25 protein-coding genes and 1 pseudogene are annotated in these 25,456 nt (G+C 55.3%); 7 read left to right on the top strand and 19 right to left on the bottom strand.

The window, feature by feature from the left end; all coding sequences use genetic code 11:
- Window positions 1-128 precede the first annotated feature (128 nt).
- The 3 genes from MLC59_RS15945 to MLC59_RS15935 are packed head-to-tail and all read left to right on the top strand — an operon-like array spanning window position 129 to window position 3,036.
- Entirely contained in the window at window positions 129-911 is a 783-nt protein-coding gene (locus MLC59_RS15945; protein ID WP_248236343.1) for a CmcJ/NvfI family oxidoreductase, read from the top strand.
- Window positions 912-918: 7 nt separating this feature from the next.
- Window positions 919-2,250, top strand: a complete 1,332-nt coding sequence (locus MLC59_RS15940; RefSeq protein WP_248236338.1) for an aldehyde dehydrogenase family protein — start codon at window positions 919-921, stop codon at window positions 2,248-2,250.
- A 9-nt stretch (window positions 2,251-2,259) separates the two neighbouring features.
- A complete protein-coding gene (locus MLC59_RS15935; protein ID WP_248236336.1) occupies window positions 2,260-3,036 on the top strand; it encodes a 2OG-Fe(II) oxygenase family protein in 777 nt (258 codons plus the stop codon).
- Window positions 3,037-3,314: 278 nt separating this feature from the next.
- On the opposite strand, the gene MLC59_RS15930 is transcribed toward MLC59_RS15935, so the two are convergent.
- The gene (locus MLC59_RS15930; RefSeq protein ID WP_126813103.1) at window positions 3,315-3,929 is read right to left on the bottom strand and encodes a TetR/AcrR family transcriptional regulator; all 615 of its coding nucleotides are present in this window, start codon (window positions 3,927-3,929) and stop codon (window positions 3,315-3,317) included.
- A gap of 157 nt (window positions 3,930-4,086) precedes the next feature.
- On the opposite strand from MLC59_RS15930, the gene MLC59_RS15925 reads away from it, so the two are divergent.
- Window positions 4,087-4,944 carry an alpha/beta hydrolase family protein gene (locus MLC59_RS15925; protein WP_248236334.1) on the top strand — a complete coding sequence of 286 codons (858 nt, stop codon included), beginning with the start codon at window positions 4,087-4,089 and terminating at the stop codon, window positions 4,942-4,944.
- A gap of 237 nt (window positions 4,945-5,181) precedes the next feature.
- Here the strand turns inward: MLC59_RS15925 and MLC59_RS15920 are convergent, their stop codons facing one another.
- On the bottom strand, window positions 5,182-6,222 hold the full coding sequence (locus MLC59_RS15920) for a zinc-binding alcohol dehydrogenase family protein (RefSeq protein ID WP_008172298.1): 1,041 nt from the start codon (window positions 6,220-6,222) through the stop codon (window positions 5,182-5,184).
- Between the two features lie 102 nt (window positions 6,223-6,324).
- Here MLC59_RS15920 and MLC59_RS15915 point away from each other — a divergent pair, with 102 nt between their 5' ends.
- A complete protein-coding gene (locus MLC59_RS15915; protein WP_008172295.1) occupies window positions 6,325-7,278 on the top strand; it encodes a LysR family transcriptional regulator in 954 nt (317 codons plus the stop codon).
- A gap of 15 nt (window positions 7,279-7,293) precedes the next feature.
- Here the strand turns inward: MLC59_RS15915 and MLC59_RS15910 are convergent, their stop codons facing one another.
- From MLC59_RS15910 to MLC59_RS15855, 12 genes are all read right to left on the bottom strand, one after another.
- Window positions 7,294-10,344 carry an efflux RND transporter permease subunit gene (locus MLC59_RS15910; protein WP_248236332.1) on the bottom strand — a complete coding sequence of 1,017 codons (3,051 nt, stop codon included), beginning with the start codon at window positions 10,342-10,344 and terminating at the stop codon, window positions 7,294-7,296.
- Between the two features lies 1 nt (window position 10,345).
- Window positions 10,346-11,500: an efflux RND transporter periplasmic adaptor subunit gene (locus tag MLC59_RS15905; protein WP_008172291.1), complete on the bottom strand. Its 1,155-nt coding sequence runs from the start codon at window positions 11,498-11,500 to the stop codon at window positions 10,346-10,348.
- A 23-nt stretch (window positions 11,501-11,523) separates the two neighbouring features.
- Window positions 11,524-12,060 carry a TetR/AcrR family transcriptional regulator gene (locus MLC59_RS15900; protein ID WP_014420756.1) on the bottom strand — a complete coding sequence of 179 codons (537 nt, stop codon included), beginning with the start codon at window positions 12,058-12,060 and terminating at the stop codon, window positions 11,524-11,526.
- Window positions 12,061-12,124: 64 nt separating this feature from the next.
- A complete protein-coding gene (locus MLC59_RS15895; protein WP_053115066.1) occupies window positions 12,125-12,652 on the bottom strand; it encodes a MerR family transcriptional regulator in 528 nt (175 codons plus the stop codon).
- A gap of 50 nt (window positions 12,653-12,702) precedes the next feature.
- Complete coding sequence (gene lgt, locus MLC59_RS15890; RefSeq protein WP_136630492.1) at window positions 12,703-13,506, bottom strand: prolipoprotein diacylglyceryl transferase; 804 nt, start codon at window positions 13,504-13,506, stop codon at window positions 12,703-12,705.
- 39 nt (window positions 13,507-13,545) lie between these two features.
- On the bottom strand, window positions 13,546-14,430 hold the full coding sequence (gene ccmI, locus MLC59_RS15885) for a c-type cytochrome biogenesis protein CcmI (protein ID WP_169054510.1): 885 nt from the start codon (window positions 14,428-14,430) through the stop codon (window positions 13,546-13,548).
- A 2-nt stretch (window positions 14,431-14,432) separates the two neighbouring features.
- Complete coding sequence (locus tag MLC59_RS15880) at window positions 14,433-14,921, bottom strand: cytochrome c-type biogenesis protein (RefSeq protein ID WP_011784903.1); 489 nt, start codon at window positions 14,919-14,921, stop codon at window positions 14,433-14,435.
- Window positions 14,912-15,436: a DsbE family thiol:disulfide interchange protein gene (locus MLC59_RS15875; RefSeq protein WP_011784902.1), complete on the bottom strand. Its 525-nt coding sequence runs from the start codon at window positions 15,434-15,436 to the stop codon at window positions 14,912-14,914. Before MLC59_RS15875 ends, MLC59_RS15880 begins: the two co-directional genes overlap by 10 nt.
- Window positions 15,433-17,430 (bottom strand): heme lyase CcmF/NrfE family subunit, encoded by a 1,998-nt coding sequence (locus MLC59_RS15870; RefSeq protein ID WP_058089887.1) that lies wholly within the window; start codon window positions 17,428-17,430, stop codon window positions 15,433-15,435. Before MLC59_RS15870 ends, MLC59_RS15875 begins: the two co-directional genes overlap by 4 nt.
- Window positions 17,431-17,538: 108 nt before the next feature.
- Window positions 17,539-18,177 (bottom strand): peroxiredoxin, encoded by a 639-nt coding sequence (locus tag MLC59_RS15865; RefSeq protein ID WP_058089838.1) that lies wholly within the window; start codon window positions 18,175-18,177, stop codon window positions 17,539-17,541.
- Between the two features lie 99 nt (window positions 18,178-18,276).
- A complete protein-coding gene (gene lspA, locus MLC59_RS15860) occupies window positions 18,277-18,789 on the bottom strand; it encodes a signal peptidase II (RefSeq protein ID WP_248236330.1) in 513 nt (170 codons plus the stop codon).
- Between the two features lie 3 nt (window positions 18,790-18,792).
- Window positions 18,793-19,689, bottom strand: a complete 897-nt coding sequence (locus MLC59_RS15855; RefSeq protein ID WP_058089840.1) for a cation efflux transmembrane domain-containing protein — start codon at window positions 19,687-19,689, stop codon at window positions 18,793-18,795.
- 97 nt (window positions 19,690-19,786) lie between these two features.
- On the opposite strand from MLC59_RS15855, the gene cadR (MLC59_RS15850) reads away from it, so the two are divergent.
- Window positions 19,787-20,188 (top strand): Cd(II)/Pb(II)-responsive transcriptional regulator, encoded by a 402-nt coding sequence (cadR, locus tag MLC59_RS15850; RefSeq protein ID WP_008173755.1) that lies wholly within the window; start codon window positions 19,787-19,789, stop codon window positions 20,186-20,188.
- 227 nt (window positions 20,189-20,415) lie between these two features.
- On the opposite strand, the gene MLC59_RS15845 is transcribed toward cadR (MLC59_RS15850), so the two are convergent.
- The 4 genes and pseudogenes from MLC59_RS15845 to lnt all read right to left on the bottom strand — a co-directional run bounded on the left by MLC59_RS15845 (window position 20,416) and on the right by lnt (window position 24,101).
- Entirely contained in the window at window positions 20,416-21,369 is a 954-nt protein-coding gene (locus tag MLC59_RS15845) for a bile acid:sodium symporter family protein (RefSeq protein WP_058089841.1), read from the bottom strand.
- Window positions 21,366-21,926 (bottom strand): MBL fold metallo-hydrolase, encoded by a 561-nt coding sequence (locus MLC59_RS15840; protein WP_011784895.1) that lies wholly within the window; start codon window positions 21,924-21,926, stop codon window positions 21,366-21,368. The genes MLC59_RS15845 and MLC59_RS15840 overlap by 4 nt, the downstream gene beginning before the upstream one ends.
- 152 nt (window positions 21,927-22,078) lie before the next feature.
- Window positions 22,079-22,555 (bottom strand): annotated as a pseudogene (gene lspA, locus MLC59_RS15835) (signal peptidase II).
- Window positions 22,556-22,661: 106 nt separating this feature from the next.
- Window positions 22,662-24,101, bottom strand: a complete 1,440-nt coding sequence (gene lnt, locus MLC59_RS15830; RefSeq protein WP_011784893.1) for an apolipoprotein N-acyltransferase — start codon at window positions 24,099-24,101, stop codon at window positions 22,662-22,664.
- Between the two features lie 284 nt (window positions 24,102-24,385).
- Here lnt and cadR (MLC59_RS15825) point away from each other — a divergent pair, with 284 nt between their 5' ends.
- Window positions 24,386-24,787, top strand: a complete 402-nt coding sequence (gene cadR / locus MLC59_RS15825) for a Cd(II)/Pb(II)-responsive transcriptional regulator (RefSeq protein ID WP_008173755.1) — start codon at window positions 24,386-24,388, stop codon at window positions 24,785-24,787.
- A 46-nt stretch (window positions 24,788-24,833) separates the two neighbouring features.
- Here cadR (MLC59_RS15825) and MLC59_RS15820 read toward each other — a convergent pair whose 3' ends face one another.
- Window positions 24,834-25,409 (bottom strand): TlpA family protein disulfide reductase, encoded by a 576-nt coding sequence (locus MLC59_RS15820; protein WP_248236321.1) that lies wholly within the window; start codon window positions 25,407-25,409, stop codon window positions 24,834-24,836.
- Window positions 25,410-25,456 lie beyond the last annotated feature (47 nt).

Here is a 25,456-nt window from a genome sequence, read left to right as displayed (position 1 = left end):
CTTGCTCATGATTCTCCTCCTTGTGGAGATGATGAATCAGAGCTTAGGCACCTGTCCAAAATTTGGGGTCCACTTCACCCTAAGCTGGCAAACCAAGAATCCAGCAACCCTACCCGCAAGGAGGAGCCATGTTCAGCATCAACTACGTCCAGCCCGTTGGCGACCTGGAGTACGACCAACGATACAAGGGTCCAGGTGCCTCCGAGCTCACTCAATCCGTCGACACCCGACACATTGACATCACAGACATTCGCAACCAAGCCAACGACTTCAACCTGGACGACCAGGGCTTCGAGGCGGTCCGGGTCGCCTTTGATTTTGACGACTACCAGAATGACGACGCCATTCGCGAACATTTGTATCCGCAGGTGATCGAGTACCTCCGTGACCGACTCAAGGCCAGCGAAGTGCTGATCTTTGATCACACTTATCGGTCAACCAGTCGTCAGGACCAAACCATCCATAACCGGGCGCCAGTGAAGACTGTTCACAACGACTACACCGAGAAGTCTGCGCTCCACCGCATGCTGGAAGAGACCGAGCAACGACCAGAGCTTCGCGACCGCCCTTACCGGTTGGTGAACCTGTGGATGCCTGTTGGCCACCGTGTCGAGGAATCCCCATTGGCCGTCTTGGACATCAACACTGTGGCTGCGGATGACTTTCATCGCATCAAACTGGTGTACCCCGATCGCATCGGTGAGATAGCCGGGATCTCCTACAACCCGGATCATCGCTGGTACTACCTGTCAGACATGGAACCCGGCGAGGCCCTGCTGCTGAAAGTCTTCGATTCACGTTACCCCGAGGGCATATTTGGCACCCCACACACCGCGGCCGACCCCGTGAACACACCGGACAACGCCCGCAACAGAAACAGCCTGGAAGTGCGAGTCATCGCCTTTAGTTGAGGAAGTCATGAGCGAATTTCTTGTGTCATTGAACCCGTTGAATCAAGAGCCGGTCGGACAGGTGCCGATCACCTCCCGGTCCGAGCTGACAGAAATTGTGGGCCGGAGTCGGATCGCGCAGGCGAACTGGAGCCGGTTATCGCTGGAAGAGCGTGCAACCCGCCTGAGGGATGCTTACCATGCGCTGGCGTCTACTCAGAACCAACTCGCCCGACTGATCAGCCTGGAAATGGGTAAGGACGCACGCCGGGCGACCTATGAGGTCGCCGGTACTGTAACGAATGCCCCCTATTTCATTGAGGAGGCCGCCGCTGCCCTGCAAACCGAACAAGGCGAAGGCCGCAGCCGTATCCAGTATCGGCCACTCGGTGTGGTTGCCGTCATTTCACCCTGGAACTATCCACTGGCCATGGCCAACAACTTGCTGATCCCTGCCCTGATGGCGGGCAACGGCGTCATTCTGAAACCCTCAGAACACACGCCGCTGGTTGCCGATCTGTTTGTTCGCGCACTACAGGACCACCTGCCCGAGCATCTGATTCAAATTGCCCACGGTCACGGAGACGTCGGTCAGGCGCTGGTGAAATCTGACATCAATATGATCGCCTTTACCGGGTCGCTGGCCACCGGTCGCAGCATCATGGCGGACGCTGCCGAAGGCGTTAAACGCCTGGTCATGGAACTCGGTGGTAATGATCCCCTGATTGTCATGAAAGACGCCAATCTGTCGGCTGCTGCGCGATTTGCCGTTGCCAGCTCATTCGAGAATGCCGGGCAAATGTGCACGTCAACCGAGCGAGTGTATGTCGACCGTACCGTTGCCGAGGAATTCAAACGCCAGGTGGTAGCGGTTGCATCGGCTTACCAGGTCGGCCCATGGAATCAACAGGGCGTCAACATAGGCCCGATCGCCAACACTACCCAGCATCAGCTTGTGCTGCGACATCTCAAGGATGCGGAGACAAAAGGCGCACGCTTTCTGCTCGGCACGGCCGACTACCCAGCGCCATTTATTCACCCCACGGTTGTCGATGGCATGACCCCTGACATGCTCCTTGAGCGCGAAGAGACCTTTGGCCCGGTCGTTGCCATGGCTGAATTTGATGCCATCGAAGACGCCATCGCCCGTGCCAACGATTCCATCTACGGCCTGGGGGCGGTGGTCTTTGGCGGCCGGGGCGCCGCAGCCGTAGCTGATCAGATGGAGGCCGGCATGGTGTCAGTCAACGGCGGGGCCGGCGGCAGCCCCTGGGTTGGCGCCAAACAGAGTGGCTTTGGCTTCCACGGCTCCGCCGCCGGCCATCGCCAATTCGCGCAAGTACGGGTCATGAACTTTTAAGAGGTGACTATGAAACAGCATCAGGATTCGTTTTTTGTCGTTGCCCGTGAGCCGGGCGCAGAAAACCCGTCGCTACCAACTTGGGCAAATAGCGTGCCGAACCCAGCGGAACTGGACGAGAGCCGTGAGGCCTCGGCGGTGTCACGGCGGGAAATTCCGGAAGTGCCCGGTGCCTATCAGCTGCTCAATGTCTTTAGTCGTGAGGAGTGTGACCGCCTCATCGAACTGACCGAAAACCTGGGTTACCTGAAAGACGCGGCGGTCTCACTACCCCGTGAAGTTCGCCACAACGACAACGTGACCTGGGTTGTGGATGAAGTGACCGATCGCCTGATCTGGCAGCGGGTGCGCGATGCCGTGGCCGACAACCTGGACCTCTTCGGCAACAAGCAGCCTCTGGGCATCAATCGGCGCTTCCGTTTTTATCGTTACCGTGAAGGAGATTTCTTCAAGTTTCACATCGACGGTGCCTGGCCCGGCTCCAGTGTTGCTGACGGCCGACTGATTGCGGATGCCTTCCCGGACCGGTTCAGCCAGATGACGTTCCTGATTTTACTCAGCGACGACTTCGAGGGTGGTGAAACCCGCTTTCTCGTCGATGCAGACGACCCTACCAAACCGGCAAGGCGAAGCGACAACGTACGCGAGATCGATGTACGAACGCCGGCCGGCGGCGTTCTGTGCTTTCCCCACGGCCATCACCCTCTGCACTGTTTGCACAGTTCAGCGGAGATCACTTCGGGCACAAAATACATCATCCGTACCGACCTGCTGTTTGAACGCTAGCCGCGGGCGTGGTGGTCACCAAATGGTGACTAGTTTCAAACATTCGCATCGTCCCGATAATGAAAGAGAGCTCCGTTAATCCTTAATCACCAAAGAATGCGAGATGCCAGTCAAACATCGGAATCACGCAGTGGCTAACATATGGATGTCTGCGAACGTTTAGCGCAGGCTTCCAAATTGTACGTATCCAGAAGAGCAATTCGTTATGGCTTTGCATGATCACCCATTGTGGCGGAATATGATCCAGGAACAACGCGAGGCAAATATTTTCAGCTGGATCACCTCTGAAGCGATCGCCATGCGGATTCCGCGAATTCTTCCCGATAATCCCGAGGCGAAGTCTGTACCCGGCCAGCCAGCCAGGCTTTGCAGTAATTTTCCGACGGGCCGACGATCAGAGAGATTACGATCTCGAACGGCTGAACAATGCTGTTACTTTCGTTACCGAAGCCAAGCAACTTTGCTTTGAGTTCCCGGAAGCCTTTCGCATTCCTATCTTTTAACTCCTCCTGAAATGGCCCTTTGGCGACTGCTGATCGCGCCTGATACAGGAACCTTGCCCATTCGGGATTGGCGACAACCCAGTCGAGATAACTACAGATAACTGAATACACAGCCTCGCGAAGGCTGTTGGTGTTGGCTAACTCCCGGTCCAGATGTTGTCGCTGATCATCCTGAGCTGCAAAAAAGAGTGCGCTTAAAATACCCTCCTTGTTGCCAAAGTGGTGATAGATCGCCCCTACACTCGTTTCGCAGCGGGCTTTGATGGCTTCGATCGTGGTGGCCTCCACCCCAAGCTCAATAAAACAATAGAGCGCCTGTTCCAGGATGTCTCTTTTCAGCGCAGCCCTGCGGCCCGGAAACTTGTTTTCTAAAATATGGAATGGGTTCATCAAATCGAAATTAGCCTGTTTGAACTAGCCGTGACCTTCATTCTACCGTTTGACAGCTTCGGCAAAACCAGAATAACCTTCTTTTACCGAATATTGTTCTTTTATTTCACAACTGCCGAATTGTTTTGGCAACAGCGGCTTACTAATTGGGTAAATGATGGAAAAAACCATAATAACCTGTGACGACGGCTATCGGCTCACCGGGCATTTTTTCAGACCAGCAACAGACGTTCCTCGCGGTGCCGTTCTCATCGCCCCTGCCACCGGGTTTCGACATCAGGTCTATTTCAGTTTTGCTACCTGGCTGAGCGAGCAAGGCTTCGCCGTGCTGACGTTTTCCAATAGAGGCATTGGGGATTCTCGCAACGGTATTCCTCTAGCAGAGATCTCTAGCGGCCTGGTCGACTGGGGTACGCTGGACCTGCCGGCAGCGCTAGAAAAACTCGTCGCTCTTGCACCAGGCCTGCCGGTAAGCCTTGTTGGCCATAGCGCCGGTGCGCAGTTGATCGGTTTAATGCCCAACTTCGCTCAAATAAACAGCTACGTTCTGATTGCAGCATCGTCAGGCCATTTCGATAATCTGAAACTGAAAACAAAGCTGGCCGCCAAACTACTGTTCCACGGTTGGCAACCGCTCTCCGTTGCAGTCAAAGGATACTGGCCGACCAAAATCATCGGTTTCGGTGAGGATCTTCCCGCCGGTGTCGCCAGGCAATGGCGACAGTGGTGCCGCTCGCCAGGGTACGTAGAAAACAGTTTTGGAGAGGAAATAAGGCAGCATCACTATGCGGATATAAAAGCCCCCGTGCTGTCGCTAACCGCAACAGATGACCACATTGCCGTGCCTGCAAACGTGGAAGACTTTTTGCGCCTGCTGCCCAACGCCCAGATAAAAAAACATTTTTTGGAACCAGGCAGTTTTGGCCTGAAAGAAATCGGCCACAGCGACCTGCTACGCAGCCGATGCAAAGCCTGCTGGCCGCATATTCTGGAAGGCTTGGAGTCCAACGGCTGAACCTGATACCTCCACTCCACCGCGTCAGCTTTGAATTCCGGGGCACAGGTTTGGCTACTCATGGCAGTCCCTCCTGTGCTCTTTTTGTAGACTAGTATACCGGGGCGAATCCAAATAAGATCTATAGCCCCATTGCTGGCGATCCAAGTGCTGAAGCAATGGGGCAACTTGATCGTTTGCCGGGCTCTTTAAGAGTGACTCTTCTTAGGAATGTCCGCAGTAACGGGGTAGAACCCGTCAGGCAAAACCCTCCAGCACAATCTTGCCAACGGCGGTTCCTGATTCCAGTTCGGCGTGTGCGGCACGTAGATTCTCAGCGTTGATCGCTCCGAGGTGCTTCCCTGCAGTTGTGCGGATGAAGCCTTGATCTACAAGCCGTGAGACCTCATTCAACAAGTCGTGCTGAACCTGCATATCATCCGCCTGGTGCATTGAGCGGGCGAACATGAATTCAATGTGTAATGACAGACTCTTCGGCTTGATCTTCATTACGTCCAGACTTGCAGGATCGTCGATCATGGCAATCTTTCCAAACGGCCTAAGCACCGCCACATAATCGTCGAAGTATTGATCTGTGGCGTTAAGACTGGCCACATGGGTTACAGAACCAATTTTGCCGGCAGACACCAGTGTTTCGATCTGGGGCTGCAAGGGTTCACGGTGATTCAAAACAAAATCCGCACCCAATGATTCAACCCAGGCCTTCGATTCCGGGCGAGATGCCGTAGCGAGTACTTTCGCGCCTGTTAGCTGTTTGATCAATTGAACTAGAATTGAACCCACGCCTCCTGCGGCGCCAATCACAAGGACCACGTCGTCGCTTGGAGTGATGGACCCAGCCAACTGTCGCTCAAGTTGCAGGTGGTCAAACAGCATTTCCCATGCTGTTATCGTGGTCAGGGGCAACGCTGCAGCATCGGCGTCGGACAGGCTGGCAGGCTTCCGACCAACCAGACGCTCATCGACAACCTGGTATTCGGCGTTGCTGCCCTGACGGGTAACGTCACCGGCATAAAATACGGTGTCACCTTCTTTGAAGAGTGAAGCGCCCTCGCCTGTTGCCACTACCTCTCCAACGGCATCCCATCCAAGTACTTTGATCTGGCCTGGTTCCGGCTCCGCCCGCTGGCGTACCTTGAAGTCAACAGGGTTCATGCCGATGGCTTTGACTCTGACCAGCAGGTCCCGGCCTTTTGCGACGGGACGTTCCATCTCAACATTTTGCAGCGCATCAGGGTTTTCGATAGGAAGAGATTCCCGATATCCAACAGCTTTCATTATCTGTCTCCGCAATGACTTTCGAGTAGCGCACAGTATGGTCGCCGTTTACACTCGGATAAACGGGAAAATTTGTTAAACATATTCAAAGAATTTTTGAAAATGAGTCTTGATGATCTGATCGTGGTTTTGAGGGTCGCTGAATTCCGCAACATTACCGCTGCCGCCACCAGCCTTGATATGCGAGCTGCCACAGCCAGCGCCGCAGTAAAGCGCGTAGAACAGGAGCTGGGTGTAGAGTTATTCGTACGCTCCACGCGAAGGTTGCGGTTATCTGCCGCCGGCGAGAAATACTTGCCTCACTGCAAACAAGCGATTGACTTGTTGAGCCAGGCGCAACAGAACCTTCGATCTGAAGTTGACTCTGTAACAGGCGAAATCCGGCTTTCGGTTTCATCCGATCTTGGTCGTAACCGCGTTGTGCCCTGGATCGACGAATTGATGGCAACGCATCCAGGTTTGAATCTCAGAGTTCAGATTACTGACACCAACGTGGACTTTTACCGGGATTCGGTCGACATGGCGCTTCGCTACGGCGCGCCCAGTGACACCAACCTGTATGGCTTCAAAATTTGCGATGTGCCGCGCCTGCTTTGCGCATCTCCTGATTACCTTTCGCGTCATGGTCGCCCCATTCATCCTGATGACCTTGAGAACCACAACGGACTGTTCTATCAGTTGCAGGACATCCCATTTGACCTCTGGACGTTCAAACGGGGAGACGAGGAATATCGAGTCAAAATGACGGGCGATCGCGCCTCAAACGATGGCGATCTGGTTCGCCGGTGGTGCGTCGCTGGTCGCGGTCTTGCGATAAAATCGTGTCTTGATATGTCGGATGATCTGCTTGCAGGCCGTGTCACCACCATCATGCCGGACTATGCGCCGCCGGTATCCGAGCTGTGGCTGATTTGTCCTACCCGACAGTCAATAACGCCGGCAATGAGGTTGTTGAGGGATGACCTGCGTGCAAAAGTAGGCGAACTGATGAATGCAATGATTGCCGGAGGCTTTTTTCCTCCGGATCGCTTGTCCGGAGGAAAAAAAGACGCCTGAAAAACAGCGGGTGCGTTATTGATGATAAGAAATTCTCATTAACGTGCAGTACACCACTGGCAGCACCACTAACGTCAATACCGTTGCAACACCCAAACCGAGCACGATAACCACCGCCATGCTCGCGAAGAAGGCATCGCTGAACAGAGGAATCATTCCCAACATGGTGGTTACGGCCGCCATAAGCACAGGTCGTACCCGGCTTACCGCGGCCTCAACCACCGCAGTGAATGCATCATCCTGCTGTTCTAACTGAATATTGATCTCCTCAACCAGCACAATGGCATTCTTCAGTACCATACCGATCAGACTCAGAGTCCCGAGCAGCGCCATGAATGTAAAAGGCGCGCCGAGCAATACCAGTCCACCAATGATTCCAATCATCATGAGAGGAACAATCATCCAGATAGACAGAGCCTGTCGGAAGCTACCGAACAACAGCATCGAAATAATGAACATCCCCAGCAGTCCAAGAGGCAGCGAGGAGAAAAGCGAAGTCTGAGCTTCGGATGAGGTCTCGTACTCTCCACCCCACTCAATCGAATAGCCGTGGGGAAGCTCCAGCGCGTCGACCTGCGGGCGGATCCTCTCCAGCACACTCGCCGCCGTCTCCCCCGACAAAGGCATGGGTTCGGCATAAACCGCCAACATCCGCTCCCTGTTTCTGCGTTTTATCAACGGATCCCGCAGTTCCGTATTGATGGCATTGATGACGTTGCCCGCGCTGACATAGCGGCCCTGCTCTTCACTCCAGACATTGATCGAGGTAAGGTTTTCGATGTCAAAACGCTGCTCCTCTCTTGACCGCATAATGATCGGAATGAGGTCGCTCCCCTCACGGTACACTCCAACCTGCTGCCCCTGATTATTCAGCAACAACGCCTGGTGCAGTGATTCGCGAGATACGCCAAGGCGCCGGGCCTGTTCTTCGAGGAACTCCGGTACGATCACGGCTTCCCGATTACCCCAGGACAAGCGCACGCTGTCGGCCAGAGGTTCATTTTCAAAAATTGCCTGCACGCGCACACCGATTTTCCGGAGTTCTTCGGGATCTTCTCCAAAGATACGAGCTTCAAGACTGGCTTTGGCTGAGGGCCCCACCTGCAAAGCCTGCACTTTGTAATGCACGTTCGGGAAGTCTGTACGCAGTTGCTCAATGACTTCCTCCATACGGGCCTCTCTCGACGCCTTATCCCGGGTCTCTACGATCAATTGGCCAAAACTGGCGTATCGCTGCTCCGGTGAATACGTCAACGTAAAACGCTGGGCTCCGCCACCGGTGACACTGGTCACCTGAACGACCTGGTCCATGTCATTCACGCGCGATTCCAGCCGCTTTACGGTCTCTTCGGTTTGCAAGATGTCGGCGCCCTCGGGCAACCAAAGGTCAACAAAGAAGAGTGGCGTTGTGGCATTCGGGAAGAAAGCATTCTTAACCTGTCCCGAGAACGATAGAACCCCAGCCAGAAGCGCGATCGCAAGTGTTAATGTCACGAAGCGATAATGAATCGCGTAGGTCAGCAGGCGGCGGAAGACGACGAAAACAATTCCCTTATAGGGGTCGTTATCGGATGACTGCCCGACACTCTCGAGCTTGTCGGGATAGAACATATCAAAGAAAAACGGGGTCAGAGTGAGTGCCGTCAGCCAGCTCAGGAAAAGCGAGTAGCACAGAACCCAGAACAGGGAGCCAATGAATTCTCCGGTGGTGTCTGGTGAAAGGCCGATAGGAGCAAAGGCCGTAATGGCAATCACGGTAGCGCCGAGCAGCGGGTACCGGTTCTGCGAGACCACTTCTTTGGCTGCCTGCCTTTTGGACTTGCCCTTGGAAAGGCCAATCATCATGCCCTCGGTGACGACGATGGCATTATCGACCAGCATCCCCAGCGCAATGATCAGCGCACCCAATGAAATCTTCTGGAGCTGAATACCGTGTATTGCCATAAGCACGAATGTACCCATGATGGTAATCAGCAGGATCAGCCCCATGAGCAGGCCACTTCGCAGCCCCATGAACAGCAAAAGCACAATAATGACAATGCCCACCGCCTGAGCAAGGTTCATGAGAAAAGCAGATACTGCCTCCTCGACTACTTCAGGCTGGTTATACACTGTGTTCAGTGTCATGCCGATGGGTTGCTGTTTTTCCAGGCGTTTCAAAGCCTCATTGAGACTCTCACCTACATCAACAACGTTGGTGCCCTCTGCAAATGACACGCCGATGGTCAAAGCAGGCAATCCGTCAGAGTGGTAAAGCAAGGCGGGTGAGTCATTGGTCACCCTGCGAACTTCGGCCAGATCGCTGAGCCGGATAATACCCGAATCAGCGCTTCCAACTGCCAGTTGCTCAAGTGCCTGAACGGAATCAAGCTGACCGGTTGGCTGAACGGATAACGACAGCCCTTCACTGCGCAGGTGGCCAGCGTTGCCCACCGTATTCTGCGCATTCAGAAGGCTTGCCAGGTATTCTGGCGAGATGCCAAGAGCACGCATACGGTCACGGTCCAGTGACACGATCATCTGCTCGTCGACACGACCACCGATACTGACTTTTGCGACGCCCTCCAACAATCGCAGTTCTCGCTGAATGAGATCCGCATGGTCACCAAGATCTTTCAGCGAGTAGCCGTCACCACGCAACGTGAGCAGCAGGCCGAAGACATCGCCAAAGTCATCGTTCACGATGGACGTGTTCACGCCTGGTGGCAGACCAGGCTGGGCATCATTAATCTTTCGCCGAAGGATATCCCAATACTGGTCTAACTCCCCTTCTCTGACCGTCTTCTTGAGTTGGACAGTAATCTGCGACAAGCCGTCCGAGTTCACCGAAGTAATGTCATCGATGCCCGGCATCTGCTGGATCGCTTTTTCCAGAGGCAGCGTAACCTCCTCCTCGACTTCAAGAGGCGTTGCTCCGGGATATTGGGTGGTCACCAAGGCGGAACGTAACGTGAACTCCGGGAATTCAAGCTGGCCAAGACCCAGAAACGCGAACATGCCCCCAACCCCAAGCAACAGCGTGACCATCCAGCTGATGGACTTCCGATCAAGAAAATAATCGACCATCTCAGAGCCCGCCCTCTTTTTCCCAGGGACGGACCGAACGATCCCTGTTCATCCGGTGAGCGCCGGCAACCACGATTCTGTCGCCCGGGCTGAGCTCTCCCCGAACAAGCACGCCATCGTTCATTTTCTTACCCGGCTCGACATCCACCGGCTCGACGCTGCCCGTGTTATCGCCATTCTCACCATCGGCAGCAGCCACGTATCGCCAAACCACGCTAGTGCCGGGTTCTGCGTCAGGTGTTACAAGCGCCGCGGTTGGTATCAGCCACGACGGGGCGCTCTCTCCAGCCAATGTGCCGTAATCAAGCAGAACGGTCGCGCTCATCCCCGAAAGCACTGTGATGTCCTCGGGTTCAGGGAGCGTTACGGTAACCTCATAACTGAGCGACCCCTGAGAGGCATTGCTGTCATGCTCTTTGTAGCTCGCGGCGTAGCGTTTATCGGGAAGCTCGGGAAACTGTACCCACGCGATAGTGTTGCCATTGGCGCGAACGTTCCTGGATCTCTGTGGTTGAAGGCGGCGGACCTGTTGTTCAGGCATCTGGAACGAGACGTCGATAGAGCCGGGCCGTTGCAGTTCGGCAATGGCCTGCTGCGCTGATACAACCTGAAAGACATCCACCGGCACCCGTGAAATGACGCCATCAAATGGCGCTTTGAGAACGGTATAGGAAAGTTGGTCCTCCGCGCTGGCCAGTTGCGCTCTGGCAGAGAGGTACTCGGCCTCGGCCTCATCGAAACGGGCCTGACTGATGGCCTGGCGCTCCAACGATATTCGCATTCGCTCGAAGGTGGCCTGTGCCAGATTGAAATTTGACCGGGCGTTTTCCAGGCGGGTTCTTGCGTCCCGATCGTCCAGGCGGGCAACGACCTCCCCTTTTTCCACAGTGTCGCCTGCTTTAACGGCCAGCTCCGTCAGCTCTCCTCCCACTCTGAAAGAGAGTTCTGAATGGTCAGACGCCGAGACTCTGCCCGGATACTGATTGAGCGTGCCTGACTGCGCCTGCTCCAGCGTCATGAGCTTTACCGGGTAGACAGTTTGCTGTGTCAGAGGGGGCGCCTCCGCCGAACATCCCATCACCAGGAGGCTCGAAAGCATTGCAAGCGCTTGTAGGCCTCTCAAGGGCATGGCGGTACTGACCATCTTGAATTTCATAACGCGTCACTCTCCAGAAAAAATTAGGTATTCCGACGATCGGCAACCGCATCCCAAGCCATATTAAACGCTAATTCGATATGCTCATCGGTACCTTCGAACGACCCTTGCAGGCATCGTTGAACGAGGTGGTAAATCGGGCGGAACATAAACGTTTCGAGAAGTGGAAAAGGTACCGGTTTGATCAGCCCGGATTGCTTTCCCTGATCAACTGCATTCAAAAGATTTGCGGCTCGGCTTTCGTTTCGTGCCTGGATCTCGGGAGTCATCCAAGCAGAATGCGTGAACGTCTCGTGGTAGCGGAATAGTTCCGGACGCTCAAGGCCGATCCGGAACAGTGTGTGCCACTGGCGTCGCAGTCCTTCACGCAGATCTTTCCCGCGAGAAAAACTGTCCAGCGCCGCATCAATGACCTGATCGCTGACGTAATAAAATGTCGCCAATAAAAGCTGTTCTTTATCTTCGTAATAGATGTACAGCGTGGCTGGTGACAAACCCGCAGCCTTGGCTATCTTGCCAACCGAGGTTGCTGAAAAACCGTGATCTGCTACTTCCCTCACGGTAGCTTCCAAGAAGGCTATTCGTTTCGAGTCGTCTCTTTGCCGCATTTGTCTGCTCAACGCTTCAAATTGGTCGGCCTAAAATAAATGAACGTTCACTTATTTTCAAACCGAAAATATAGGCGTATACCGAAGTAGGTGCCCTACTGAATTCCTGGACAGAATGGCCATTGGGGGCTCCATCAGGCATCTGTCTCCAAACCTGGACTGTAGTTTTCATGTCGTCACGAAGTCTCTTGAGCTCCTTTAACTCCTGATCCAGTCTGCAAAGGCGGTCTGTGAATAGCTCCTTCAGGTCGCTGCCAGCCAAGCCACCCTCCGTCCCATGACTTAGAATGACTTTGACTTCACGCAGGTTGAATCCCAGCTTGTTTGCCACGCGAACAAACCGTAAGCGCCACAGGTCTTCCGAATTATACAAGTTGTAGCCATTTCGGGGATCTTTTCGTGGCCGAAGTAACCCTTCACGGTTATAGAAACGAACGGTGTCCGGAGAGACATCCGCCAAGTTTGCAATTTCATTGACTTTCATCGTGCCCACATCGCTCGCATGAAACAGATCCCGATATATCAGAGGAGAAAACGCCAGCATGACCACTCTGAAACTCTCTCAATTTGTTATTGCATAAATGAAGTCGACCTTTATCCGCCCGTCGCCACCTTTACGTTATTGATCGGTTGGCTTTTCGACCAAGCGACTAACCCAAGGCCTCCAAGGATCATCGGCAAGGTCAACAACTGCCCCATGGTCACCCAGTCAAGGGCAATGAACCCCAGTTGCGGGTCGGGGAGGCGAACAAACTCGACCGCAAAACGGAAAATTCCGTAGAGCAACAGGAACAGGCCGGACGTTGCGCCCATCCGACGAGGGTGGCGTGAGAACCACCACAGCACCACAAACAGCACAACACCTTCCAGGGCAAACTCGTACAATGACGACGGGTGACGTGGCGCCGACCCCATATTCGGGAACACCATGGCCCAGGGCACGTCGCTGACCCGCCCCGGGAGCTCGTGGTTGATAAAGTTGCCAAGGCGCCCCGCCCCCAGGCCAATTGGCACCAGTGGCGCTATAAAATCCGTGAGTTGGAAAAACCGCAGGTTCTGCTTGCGGGCGAAGACCAAGGCTGCAATCAGGACGCCGGTCAAGCCGCCGTGAAAACTCATGCCCCCTTCCCAGATCTTGAGCAGCCAGAGCGGGTTGTCTGCCAGCTTGTCAAAACCGTAGAAGAGCGCGTAACCGACGCGGCCACCCAGAATGACGCCCATCGCACAGTAGAAAATCAATGTTTCAACAGCGTCTGCGTTCAACCCGAGTCGATGAGCCCGACGACGCCCCAGCCACCAGGCCGCGAGAAAACCGACAAGGTACATCAGGCCGTACCAATGGATTTTCAGTGGGCCCAGTGCAATGGCTACCGGGTCTATTTGAGGATACTGAAGCATAAGCTTCCCTGATTTCGTGTGTGAACGTGCGTTAGGGTTTCAATCAGTAACACGTTCCGCTCCATTGGCTGTCTCCTCCAATCGTTGCCTGGCAACAGCGATACCGCTGCGCATGGCCTGTGCGGACTCGTTATCGCCGAAGCCAGCCAATGCCCGGCGCCAGTAATTGATCGCCTGTTCATAGCGGCCGTCGTCAAAGGCCTCGACCCCCAGTATGCCCAGCGCCGTTGGCTCACGTGGATCCTTGTCGAGTATTTCGTCGATCAGCGCATGCACTTCATCGGTCAGGCTGCGCCCGGCCACAAAGAATTTTATCTGAGCCAGTTGGGCCAGAAGATCTACTCTGCGGCCTTCCAGTTCGATCAGTCGTTCCAGGGCGTCAATCGCCTGACCCGGTTGACCGATCTTCTGGTAAAGCGGAAACAGCAAGGACCAGACCTTGGGATTATCCGGCTGAGTCCCGGCTTCCTCTTCGAGCCGACCAACCAGGGTTTTCATTGAGGCACCGGGCGTGTTGAGCACGTCCTGCTGGGCGGCATGCAGCGCCAGATCGCCATCGGCACCCAGCCATCGATAGCCGATCATGCTGGCAGCCATGACTGCCGTTATCACCAGTGGAATCATCAAACGTCCTGACAGGGGGCGCCTGAGAGGCATTCGGCGATGGGCCTCGGTGTCCTCCAGCAGATTGCGGTCCAGCTCGTGGCGGCCTTCTTCAAAACGGGCGACGTCAATCTCGCCGCGATCGCGGGCGCTTTTCAGGGCTGAAAGCCGGCGTTCATAGACGGCCAGGTTTTGCGCCTCAGCGTGATCATCGGCCTCAAACCGCTGCTGCCAGTCATGGATCGCCCTTGCTCTTCGCAACGGTAGACTCAGGAACCACAGCGCTATAAGCAACAGTGTGCCGATACTTAACCAGAGCATAGTCATTCCGACCTCTCACGATGACGATGAATCAAAGAGGACAGGCGGGTACGCTCCTCCTCGGAGAGCGGCCGCACTCGCCGGTGCCTGCGTGCCCGGACAAAGGCAATCACAACCAGGGCGCCTCCTGCTACCAGCGCTGCCGGCAATGCCCAAAGCAGCCACGTGCGCCCGTCAAGGCGCGGATTGTAAAGAACGAACTCGCCAAAACGATTAGCCATGAAATCAAGAATTTCCTTATCCGCACGCCCCTCATGAAGCATCAGCGCTACCCGCTCCCGCATGTCCGCCGCCACCGGCGAATCGGAGCTGTCGATGGCTTGAGCATCACATTTAGGGCACCGCAATGACGCCGTAAGGTCGCGATAACGCTCCGCCATCACCGGATCCTCGAAATGACGCGCATCAATTGCCGTATCCGCCATCGACTGGAACGAGGCCATCAAAAGCACGATGACCACACAGCAACGGATCTTCAGGGTTAGCGCCATTTCTCTACCTCCATCATGACTTCATCCACCTGGGCGGGCGTTATGTACCCAACGTGCTTGTATCGAACGATACCGTCTGCGTCGACCAGGAAGGTTTCGGGCACGCCATACACGCCAATTTCAAAACCCAGGTCACCGGCAGGATCGAAGATGTTGACCTCGAAAGGTTTTCCGAACTCTTCGAGAAACTGTCGCCCCAGGTCACGGGCGTCTTTATAGTTGATGCCCACCATCTGAATGCCGCGCTCGGAGAGCGCCAGTAGCTGGGGCATTTCCTCCTTGCAGGTCGGGCACCAGGATGCCCAGACATTGACCAGAGATATCTGCCCGCGAAGCAGGGATTCATCCACCTCGGTATCAGGGTCCTCCAGCGTCGGGAGCGTGAACGCGGGAAACGCCTGGCCTATCAGGGCTGACTCGCGAGCACTGGGATCCAGCGAAAGCCCCCGGTACAAAAAGAAGGCCAGGCCAAGGAACACCACAAACGGAAGCAGCAGCAACAGGCGACGCATCATGCGCGAACCTCGCGTGCCGGCCTCATCGATTCGCGGTCAGCTGCGGCTGCACGGCGGCGACGGTAGCGACGGTCTGCCACGGCCAGCACGCCCCCGGAGGCCATCAGCAGCGCACCCAGCCAAAGCCAGCGTACAAATGGCTTGACCTGTAGGCGCATTGCCCAGCTGCCGTCGTCCAGTTCCTCCCCCATGGCCACGTAAAGGTCCCGCAACAGGCCGGGGTCGAGTGCGACATCGGTCATCGGCTGCCCTCGGGCAATGTACAGGCGCTTCTCCGGGTACAGGGTGGTGACAATCCGGCCTTCACGGGCAACCTCGATGGTCGCCGTATCGGCGAGGAAGTTGGGCCCCCGACGCTCGCCCAGTTCGGTCAGCGTAAAATCGTACCCGCCCAGATTCACCTGCTCACCGATATCAAGCCGCACATTACGCTCCATGGCGTAGTTCGACACCATCACCACGCCCACGATGGTGACGGCCAGGCCCACGTGGCCGACCACCATGCCCCAGTATGAAGGGGTCAACTTACGCAATCCGGACAGCGCAGAGGACGCATTGCGGACTTTATCAAACAGGTCGCGCACCAACGCCAGTACTACCCACAGGGCCGCCACCATCCCCAGCGCCACGGCGACATTCCACTGGCCGTTGTAAAGAAACGGTATCGATATCGCAATCGCCAGTGCGGCCAAGCCCGCCCCCAGTAGTCGCCGGAACAGCTCCCGACCGGGCATCTGCTTCCAGCGTGAGACCGGCCCCAGCCCCATAAAGGCACACAGCATGACGGTCAGTGGCACGAACAGGCTATTAAAGTAAGGCGCGCCGATACTGACCTTGCCCAGCCCGAGTGCATCCAGGATCAAGGGGTACAGGGTGCCCATCAGGACCGTGATCGTCATGATGACCAGCAAAATATTGTTGATCAGCAACAGAGCATCCCGGGAAAGCCAGCTAAAGCCCGCATTGGCGCTCATTCGCGGCGCCCGTAGCGCAAAGATCAAAAGCGAGACGCCGACCGTTATTCCCAGCAACGCCAGAATGAAGAGCCCCCGAGATGGATCATTGGCAAAGGCATGAACCGAGGTCAGTACCCCTGAGCGCACCAGGAAGGTGCCCAGTAACGAGAGTGAGAACGTGAAAATCGCCAGCAGTGCCGTCCAGCTCTTGAACGTGCCGCGTTTTTCCGTGACCGCCAGTGAATGTATCAGCGCTGTCCCGCTCAGCCAGGGCAGGAGCGATGCATTTTCCACCGGATCCCAGAACCACCAGCCGCCCCAACCCAGCTCATAGTAGGCCCACCAGCTACCCAGAGCGATGCCGAGGGTCAGAAAGGCCCAGGCAATGTTGGTCCACGGCCGAACCCAGCGCGTCCAGGCCGCATCGAGACGCCCTTCGATCAGCGCAGCGATGGCAAAAGCAAAGACCACTGAAAAACCCACATAGCCCATGTAAAGCATCGGCGGATGGATGATCAGGCCAACATCCTGCAACAACGGATTCAGATCGGCACCGTCGGCTGGCATGCCCGGCAACAGGCGATCAAAGGGACTGGACGTAACGACGATGAAAAGCAGGAACCCTGCGCTGACGACACCCAGAACTCCCAGAACCCGTGCCAGCATATCCCGTGGCAACTGGCGGGAAAACAGACTGACGGCAAAGCCCCAGCCACTGAGAATCAGACTCCATAACAGCACCGAGCCTTCATGAGAGCCCCAGACGGCGGTGAACTTGTAGTACCAGGGCAGCATCGAGTTGGAATTACGGGCCACATAATCCACGCTGAAATCATCCAGAAGAAAACTGGCGGTCAGGCTGGCATAAGAAACCAGTAGAAAAACAAATTGCCCCCATGCCATGGGCTCTGCAAATGCCATCCACAACGGGCGCCGGGTGGCGGCTCCCAGCAAGGGCACGGTCGCCTGAAGCAGCGACAGGCAAAGTGCAATCAATAACGCGAAGAGACCAACTTCAGGGATTGTCAGGGTAAGCATTTCGGGGCCGTGTTCGGTTGCGGGTTCGGCGATGACCGAACCTATCGGTGAAGGTTTCTCAGGTATTGCTTCGTCAGCCAGCCACAAGGCCAGCTGACGAATTCTCTATTACTTCCGACCAGGTTGGCGGGTAACGCGCAGATACGGTGTCTGCTCATCCCATCCGTCGGGGAAGCGCTCTTTGGCCTCTTCGTTGGAGAGCGACGGAACGATGATCACATCCTCGCCATTCTTCCAGTCCACCGGCGTGGCCACTTTGTGGTTGTCGGTCAGTTGGAGCGAATCAATGACGCGCAGGATCTCGTCCAGATTGCGCCCGGTGCTGGGCGGATACGTCAGCATCAGACGGATTTTTTTCGCGGAATCGATAATGAATACCGTTCGAACAGTCACCTTGGGATCGGCTTTTGGATGGATCATTCCGTACTGGTCGGCAACCACCTGATCCTTGTCTGCCAACAGGGGAAAATTGAGCCCCTTGCCCTGGGTTTTCTCGATATCCTTCGCCCAGTCTTTATGGGAGTCGAGCGGGTCGACGGAGACCCCGATCAGCTTCACACCGCGACTGGCGAACTCGTCCTTACGCTTGGCGAAGGCGCCGAGCTCTGTGGTACAGACAGGGGTGTAGTCGGCGGGGTGTGAAAACAGCACGGCCCAGTCGTCTCCCAGCCACTCATGAAACTGAATGTTTCCCTCGGTGGATGCGACGGTGAAATCGGGAGCGGTTTCTCCAAGTTGCAATGTCATCGTTTCATTCTCCTTTGCTTTGGCTGTCGTTCTTGGTTTGTCAGCACAGACGATATCCTTAAAGTCAACTTTAAGGTCAAGGCGTTTGTCAGATGTTTTTTAGCCTGATCCATCGAGCTCGACGTTCGTGCCCGATTTTTCGGGTATGAAACTGACATAGAGGAAAAGCACGGTGCCCAGCACAATGGCGATATCGGCAAGGTTAAAGGCTGGCCAGTGCCAGGATTGCCAATAGATATCAAAGGAATCCACAACATAGCCGCGGAATATCCGGTCAATCAGGTTGCCCATGGCACCGCCAAGAATAAGACTGTACGCGATGGCTTCTCCCCTGCGGCGGCACTGAAGAATCAACCTGATCAGTACGATCGAGACCACTACCGCGATTGCGATAAGAAAGTAGCGCTGCCAGCCTCCACCATCGGCAAACAGACTGAATGCGGCGCCGGTGTTCCAGACATGAACCCAGTTAAAGAACGGGGTCACCGGAATCGATTCGCCATACGCCATTGACTGCTGGACCAGCCATTTTACAACCTGATCAGACGCCGCAATCAGGCCCGAAATAGCCAGCAGGCCATACGGCAAGTGTTTTTTGGCAACGATGGACATTGTTTAACCCTTAAGCGCGAGGATGCGCCTGGCCCCGTTGAGTACGATAACCCCCGCAATGCTGCCGATGATCAGGTCCGGGTAGTTGGAGCCAGTCCACGCGACCAGGGCGCCAGCGGTAATGACCCCCAGATTGATCACCACATCGTTGGCTGAGAATATCCAGCTCGCCTTCATGTGCGCCCCACCCTCCCGATGTTTGGATATCAGCAGCAGACAGGTGGTATTGGCGATCAATGCAATGAACGCAATCCCCATCATTACCAGCGACTCCGGCTCACTGCCGAAGACAAAGCGCCTCACCACCTCTGCAAGTACGCCTACAGCCAGTATCAGTTGGAGTACGCCCGCGAGATGCGCCGCACGCACCTGCATTTTCACGCTATGCCCAACCGCATACAGCGCGAGCCCATACACGGCCGCGTCGGCAAAATTGTCCAGGGATTCTGCAATCAGGCCGGTGGAGTGCGCGATCAGGCCGGCCGTCATTTCCACCACAAACAGGACGGCATTGATACCGAGCAACCAACGCAGGGTGCCGGACTCCTGCTCGGCAGAGATAGCCGTATCCCCGACCGCCTTAATTGACTCAGGGTCGGCAGCGGCCGTTTCCTGAAGCGAAGCTCCCAGCCCGAGGGTCGCCAGCTTCGCGGTGATAGGCTCAGCCTCGCCATCGTGCACAACCTTCAACTGCCGATCAGACAGCTCAAAGGACAGCCCGCGAATGTCTTCAAAACCGTTCAGGGCCAGGCGAATCATCCGTTCCTCCGAAGGACAATCCATCTTCGGTACGGTATACACACTGATCCAGTTGCCGGACGCTTCAGAGGCCTTCGACCCGGTGTTACCCTCTGCGGGTGTTGTGTCGCAGCCACAGGCGTCTTCACAGGATTTACTCATGATACGGCTCCACTTGCGTATTGTCGGATTATGATTTAAAACCATATAGCCACTATAAGGTCAATAGAGCAGATACCATTTGTTGAGGAGACACCCGATGCGCATTGGTCAGTTGGCGCGGTCCGTAGGGGTTGACACCCAGACCATCCGTTTCTATGAGCGAGAGGGCTTGTTACCACCGCCGGATCGTCAGGACAACGGCTACCGTATTTACACTGAACGGCATGTTGAGCGACTGGCCTTCATCCGGCGCTGCAGAATACTTGAGCTGTCACTCGCTGAAATTCACGAGTTACAGCGTTATCAGGGCGCGCCCCATCAGCCTTGCAGGGCCATCAACACCTTGCTTGATGATCACATCGCTCAGGTACGGTCTCAGATAACCGATCTGCAGGTACTGGAGAAACAACTTGTGTCGCTGCGAGCAAGTTGTAACGATGATCGGGAAATTGAGGCCTGTGGGGTTCTCGAAGGGCTCAGCGAAGGAAGCATGCAGTAGTAGCCTGAAGCAGGTATGCTCAGTATTAGGGTAGCCAGCGTGGAAAGATCAATATACTTGCGTAGGTGCTGAACATCCGCTCCCTGGCGGAGTTTTTCGACAACACGGAGCCTGAGTAGTCGGCAGATAGAGCAAGCACTTCATCATGTCTTGTTTCGTTGAAAAGGCTGCATCAACTGTTGCCAGTAGTTCATTGGTAATTCGGCGCTGAAACAATACCAAGATCCTTAGTGCTGATCGCTCGCTCGGAATCGTAGTAAGCCGTGCCGTGCAAGGATCTTAGCGGCAATGGGTGAAGTGATCATTTGTATCACTGCAAAGAATGCGGCAGGAATCGCAATTTCTGAAGGTAAGCCAGATGCGGCGACAAAAGCAGCAGCAATGCTAAATTCTTTTTTGCTCACGGTGAAGAGATAGGTAATCACTTCTTTCCGGTCAGAGGTTAGCAACCGTGAGGACATTCCTATCAGGTAGCCAATCAGATTAAGACTCAGGGCTGCTCCAGCAATCAAAAAAGCGTACCAGCCATAACCAATGATAGTTTCTGCGTTTGGGCCTACTACAGCCAGTAGTATCAGAAGATATATGATTGATCCAATTCCCGCGTACGTTGAATCATGGCGTGCAAAAAAATCTGGAAATCCTGTGCGTAAGCTCACTCCAACAACAGTGGGAACGAGAACGATCAAGGCTAATTCAAAGATGATTGCCCCGAGAGGAACTTCCAGCTGTATTCCAGTCAGCCATAAAAAAACGAATGGAACAATGAATGGCGATAGTGCTGTATTGACCGCATTAAAAACGGCTGCTAAGGCAACATTCCCCCGCGCCATTAATACCAGCAGCGGAGACGAAACATCTGTCGGCAATGTGCCAAGCAACGTTTGACCTGCTGCAAGAGGTCCGTTCCCGAAAAATAAACGGCCAGTCAGAAAACCGGCAATCGACATCGGACCATAGACCAGACCTAGTGCTAAAAATTGCCTTGAAGGTTTGCGAAAGACCACTCGAACGGCATGTGCGTCGAAGGTAAGACTGATGACAAGCATCAGCAGCGCGAGCAGTGGACCGATAAAGGGCTCTAGGTGCGTTCCTAACCCTGGGAATACTAAGACCAAACCAGCTAAAGTGATAACGAACCAAACAAGATTAGACTCCACAAAATAGATGAATCTGATCATATCTTGGAGTCCACCGTGCCCGATGAGGTTGGGCGACCTTCACACTGCGCGAACAACTCGATGGCTTTGTCGCAATAAGCACAGTGCCCATCGCAGCAGTCGTGCATCAGAAACGCTATGAGATCAGCAAGTACAGGAAAAATAGCACTGTCTTCGATCAGAAGAGCGTCGTCGGTGAAAATACGGTCGTCCAGACGGTATGCGAAATGGCCATCGGTATGGCCCGGCGTGTGAATCGGCTGGAAGCTGAGCCGACCGACCTGAAAGGGCCTCCCCTCCTCAACTCCTACGTCCGTGCAGGGCAGGCAATCCATGGCAGGCGCCGCGATTTTACTGCCCGCTTTCTGCTTTAGCTCGCGGGCGGAAGTGATGTGATCGGCGTGGATATGGGTATCCAGAGTGTATTCCAGCTTGAGCCCCAGCTTTGATACCTCTGCCAGGTCGCGCTCGACCGAGTTGATAACCGGATCAATCAGGACCGCTCGTCCGGTTTCCTCGCAGCCCAGAAGATAGGTGTAAGTGCTGGATACGGGTTCATACAGTTGTCGAAAGATCATGTGTTGTTCCCTGTCTGCGTCGGCGCTTCCATCCGCAAATGCTACCATCAACCTGCATGCTGCATGGGCAACCAACCCGGCTTGCTGTGTGCTTTATGAGAAAGAAGCTGCGTATATCTGGGATAGGATCCAAGCGTGCGTCAGCGAAAACTCTAGCCGATTCCGCTGCGACGGCTGCCTGGCTGATGTCGTATTTCGGCCCAGATAAAGAGGGCAGCACCGAGGACGATCCATACGTCCGCCAGGTTGAACGATGGCCAGTGCCACTGGGCATAATGAAAATCGAGAAGATCCTCGACGTAGCCCAAGCGTAAGCGATCTGCGACATTGCCCAACGCACCGCCGAGGATAGCGCTGAGTGCGAGCCGATAACTCAGTACGCTCGGTGAACGCCAAAGCCAGTACACCAGTAACGTCGAGATAACCAAGGCCAGCCCGATGAAAAGCGGCTACTGCCAACCGCCGGCATCCGCTAGAAAGCTGAACGCCGCCCCCGTATTGTGGCGGTGGACCCAATTGAAGAAGGGCGTGACCGATACACTTTCTCCATACATAAGCATGGTACTGGCAAGGTACTTGCTAGCCTGATCCGCCAGCAGTAACAGGAGCGAGAGCCACAGCCAGCGCATCGTTTTTCTCGGCTCGTGGGCTTTCTCTGCGAGCCAATTGCCATAAGTAGACAAATTCCTTCCTCCTCACCCAATTGAAAATCTGCTCGCTATAGAGTGGCGGGCGTCATGTACCCAGCCGATGATACTGGCGAATTCGAAGAAGCAGGAGCAAGCCGAGTCCGAGTGCGATCACACCAAGGACAGGCCAATCCCTCCAGCGCACATAAGGGGTCGCACCAGTTCGCGGTGTCACCTCGACGCTGAGGCTGGCTACGCGGAACTGAGGAGCGCGCTTGAGGATCTTTCCCTCGTAGCTGACAGCTGCTGTGATACCCGTGTTCGTGGCTCGCAGTAGGTCACGTCCGGTTTCGATGGCACGCATGCGGGCCATCTGGAAGTGCTGGAGAGGGCCGAGCGAGCTGCCGAACCAGGCATCATTACTGACATTCACCAGCACCTGCGCTTCGGGCAGAAGTTCCGTGACTTCAGCACCAAAGACCGCCTCGTAGCAGATGAGTGCCCCTACGGGCACCCCTGCTGCATTCAGGACGTGCGCGTCCCGTCCCGGTGTAAAATCGGACATGGGCGCCCCGAGCACGTCGAGGGCCGAACCCAAAAACTCCCGAAACGGAACATATTCACCGAAGGGCACCAGGTGGCGTTTGTAGTAGAAGCCTGAGGGATCGGAGAGGCTTACCACTGCATTATAGGCGCGGCCATCCGCCTCGCGTACCGGGACGCCAATCATTAACAAGGTGCCTGCCTGATCGGCTAACGCCTCAAGCTCAGCAAGATATTCTTTGGCCTGGTCATGCCACATCGGGATTGCCGCTTCTGGCCAGATCACGATGTCGGCCCCGAGATGCTGCTTCGTAAGCGCCTGATAGCGCTCAATTGTGATTTCCCGGTAATCCGGGTCCCATTTCTTGTCTTGCGCGATGTTTCCTTGCAAGAGGGCGACATCGATAGGGTCAGCGGCTGGCTGCGTCCACTCGCGGTCCAGGAGCTGCAAGCCAGCGAGAGTAACGATTAACACGGCACCGGCTACCGCTGCACGGCGCAGGCTTGGGCCTAAGATAACCCACGCAAGACCGCCGGCGAACAGTGCCACCAGAAAACTCACGCCAAGCACACCAAAGACAGGAGCGATAGTGGCGAGTGTGGTGTCGGTCTGGCTGTAGCCGATAAAGAGCCAGGGAAAGCCGGTCAAGAACCAGGTGCGCATCCATTCACTCAACACCCATGCCGCCGGTAGTCCTAGCCAGAGCGCCATCGCATCCATCTCAGGTCTCAGGCGGCGCACGAGATAGGCGACGCCCCATGGGAAGAGGGCGAGCAGCGAGACAAAGGCCGCTGTGGCTAACCCCGCCACCACAGGGCCATTGCCGTACTGGCTGATGCTGATGAAGACCCAGGAGACACCTACGCCGAAGTAACCAAGGCCAAAGAGGTAGGCCGACCATAGCACCTGACGCTTTGAAGATTGCGCGGTCAGGGCAAAAAATGCAGCCAGAGCGATCATTGCAAGCCATGCCCAGCCCACAGGGGCAAAGGCAAGCGGCATGGCGCCTCCGGCAAGTAGAGCTATCCCCCTTGTTAGAAGCTCCTTGTGGCGCATGCCCGTGGAGGGTAGCGCGTACTTATCACCCAATGCTCTCGCCTCCGAAGCCAGTATCAACCCTGTGGCTCATGCTTTTTTGCTCCGCTCAATTCAGTCCGCAGCCACAGGCGTCTTCACAGGATTTACTCATGATACGGCTCCACTTGAGTATTGTCGGATTATGATTTAAAACCATATAGCCACTATAAGGTCAATAGAGCAGATACCATTTGTTGAGGAGACACCCGATGCGCATTGGTCAGTTGGCGCGGTCCGTAGGGGTTGACACCCAGACCATCCGTTTCTATGAGCGAGAGGGCTTGTTACCACCGCCGGATCGTCAGGACAACGGCTACCGTATTTACACCGAACGGCATGTTGAGCGACTGGCCTTCATCCGGCGCTGCAGAATACTCGAGCTGTCACTCGCTGAAATTCACGAGTTACAGCGTTATCAGGGCGCGCCCCATCAGCCTTGCAGGGCCATCAACACCTTGCTTGATGATCACATCGCTCAAGTACGGTCTCAGATAACCGATCTGCAGGTACTGGAGAAACAACTTGTGTCGCTGCGAGCGAGTTGTAACGATGATCGGGAAATTGAGGCCTGCGGGGTTCTCGAAGGGCTCAGCGAAGGAAGCATGCAGTAGTAGCTTGAAGCATTACGCACCTGCCTTTTCAATTGCGTAAATCCAGTCAGTCCGGAACCCCTTCAATGGTGCGGGTCATCAAATCCACCATGGCCGGGCTGTCCCATTCCGCGGCACCGACCAGACGGCCAATTTCGCGACCGTCGTGATCAATCAGCAGCGTTGTAGGAACACCTGCTATGCCCAGTGTTGAGGTCGCCATTGTCGACGGATCAATAAACTGGCGAAGATGTTGGATGCCGCTTTTCCGGTAGAATTTCTCAACAACGCTGATGCCTGCGTGGTCAACGGACAGCGCGACCACTTCAAATTGCTCGCCGCCCAGTTGAGCCTGAAGTGAGTCCAGCGTCGGCATTTCCTCACGGCAAGGCAGGCACCAGGTCGCCCAGATATTGAGCAAAATCACCTTGCCCTGAAAGTCAGCCAGTGTCAGCGGTCTGCCGTTTTCGTCTTCAAAAGCCAGCTCGGGCAGAGTGCGAGGGGACTCCCAGATCAGGAACCCCTGGGGCCCCACGGACTTCGGAACCTTCCCTGCAGCCATAACTGGAGCGGCTATGGAAATAGCAAGCGCGAAAATAACTGCCGCGATTCCACGGGCGGCGGATATGCGCTGGTGACTCATTAGACATTTCTCCTGATTACAGTGGTCGGTTTGCTGCCGGCATGGTG

Origin of the sequence: Marinobacter bryozoorum (assembly GCF_023156245.1) — a bacterium.
Lineage (GTDB): Bacteria > Pseudomonadota > Gammaproteobacteria > Pseudomonadales > Oleiphilaceae > Marinobacter > Marinobacter bryozoorum.
The sequence above is the reverse complement of the archived record's forward strand: the minus strand, read 5'-3'. Positions and strand labels throughout refer to the sequence as shown.

Bases quoted from the DNA above. Each gene is read 5' to 3' on its own strand.
- MLC59_RS15945 (WP_248236343.1), top strand. From the start codon at position 129: ATGTTCAGCATCAACTACGTCCAGCCCGTTGGCGACCTGGAGTACGAC.
- lnt (WP_011784893.1), bottom strand. From the start codon at position 24,101: ATGCCGCTTGCCTTTGCCCCTGTGGGCTGGGCATGGCTTGCAATGATC.
- MLC59_RS15935 (WP_248236336.1), top strand. From the start codon at position 2,260: ATGAAACAGCATCAGGATTCGTTTTTTGTCGTTGCCCGTGAGCCGGGC.
- MLC59_RS15920 (WP_008172298.1), bottom strand. From the start codon at position 6,222: ATGAAAGCTGTTGGATATCGGGAATCTCTTCCTATCGAAAACCCTGAT.
- MLC59_RS15875 (WP_011784902.1), bottom strand. From the start codon at position 15,436: ATGATGCGTCGCCTGTTGCTGCTGCTTCCGTTTGTGGTGTTCCTTGGC.
- cadR (WP_008173755.1), top strand. From the start codon at position 19,787: ATGCGCATTGGTCAGTTGGCGCGGTCCGTAGGGGTTGACACCCAGACC.
- MLC59_RS15895 (WP_053115066.1), bottom strand. From the start codon at position 12,652: ATGCTGGCGTTTTCTCCTCTGATATATCGGGATCTGTTTCATGCGAGC.
- cadR (WP_008173755.1), top strand. From the start codon at position 24,386: ATGCGCATTGGTCAGTTGGCGCGGTCCGTAGGGGTTGACACCCAGACC.
- MLC59_RS15870 (WP_058089887.1), bottom strand. From the start codon at position 17,430: ATGCTTACCCTGACAATCCCTGAAGTTGGTCTCTTCGCGTTATTGATT.
- MLC59_RS15840 (WP_011784895.1), bottom strand. From the start codon at position 21,926: ATGATCTTTCGACAACTGTATGAACCCGTATCCAGCACTTACACCTAT.
- MLC59_RS15925 (WP_248236334.1), top strand. From the start codon at position 4,087: ATGGAAAAAACCATAATAACCTGTGACGACGGCTATCGGCTCACCGGG.
- MLC59_RS15880 (WP_011784903.1), bottom strand. From the start codon at position 14,921: ATGGCGCTAACCCTGAAGATCCGTTGCTGTGTGGTCATCGTGCTTTTG.
- lspA (WP_248236330.1), bottom strand. From the start codon at position 18,789: ATGTCCATCGTTGCCAAAAAACACTTGCCGTATGGCCTGCTGGCTATT.
- MLC59_RS15820 (WP_248236321.1), bottom strand. From the start codon at position 25,409: ATGAGTCACCAGCGCATATCCGCCGCCCGTGGAATCGCGGCAGTTATT.
- MLC59_RS15915 (WP_008172295.1), top strand. From the start codon at position 6,325: ATGAGTCTTGATGATCTGATCGTGGTTTTGAGGGTCGCTGAATTCCGC.
- ccmI (WP_169054510.1), bottom strand. From the start codon at position 14,430: ATGCTCTGGTTAAGTATCGGCACACTGTTGCTTATAGCGCTGTGGTTC.
- MLC59_RS15865 (WP_058089838.1), bottom strand. From the start codon at position 18,177: ATGACATTGCAACTTGGAGAAACCGCTCCCGATTTCACCGTCGCATCC.
- lgt (WP_136630492.1), bottom strand. From the start codon at position 13,506: ATGCTTCAGTATCCTCAAATAGACCCGGTAGCCATTGCACTGGGCCCA.
- MLC59_RS15905 (WP_008172291.1), bottom strand. From the start codon at position 11,500: ATGAAATTCAAGATGGTCAGTACCGCCATGCCCTTGAGAGGCCTACAA.
- MLC59_RS15845 (WP_058089841.1), bottom strand. From the start codon at position 21,369: ATGATCAGATTCATCTATTTTGTGGAGTCTAATCTTGTTTGGTTCGTT.
- MLC59_RS15855 (WP_058089840.1), bottom strand. From the start codon at position 19,689: ATGAGTAAATCCTGTGAAGACGCCTGTGGCTGCGACACAACACCCGCA.
- MLC59_RS15930 (WP_126813103.1), bottom strand. From the start codon at position 3,929: ATGAACCCATTCCATATTTTAGAAAACAAGTTTCCGGGCCGCAGGGCT.
- MLC59_RS15910 (WP_248236332.1), bottom strand. From the start codon at position 10,344: ATGGTCGATTATTTTCTTGATCGGAAGTCCATCAGCTGGATGGTCACG.
- MLC59_RS15940 (WP_248236338.1), top strand. From the start codon at position 919: ATGAGCGAATTTCTTGTGTCATTGAACCCGTTGAATCAAGAGCCGGTC.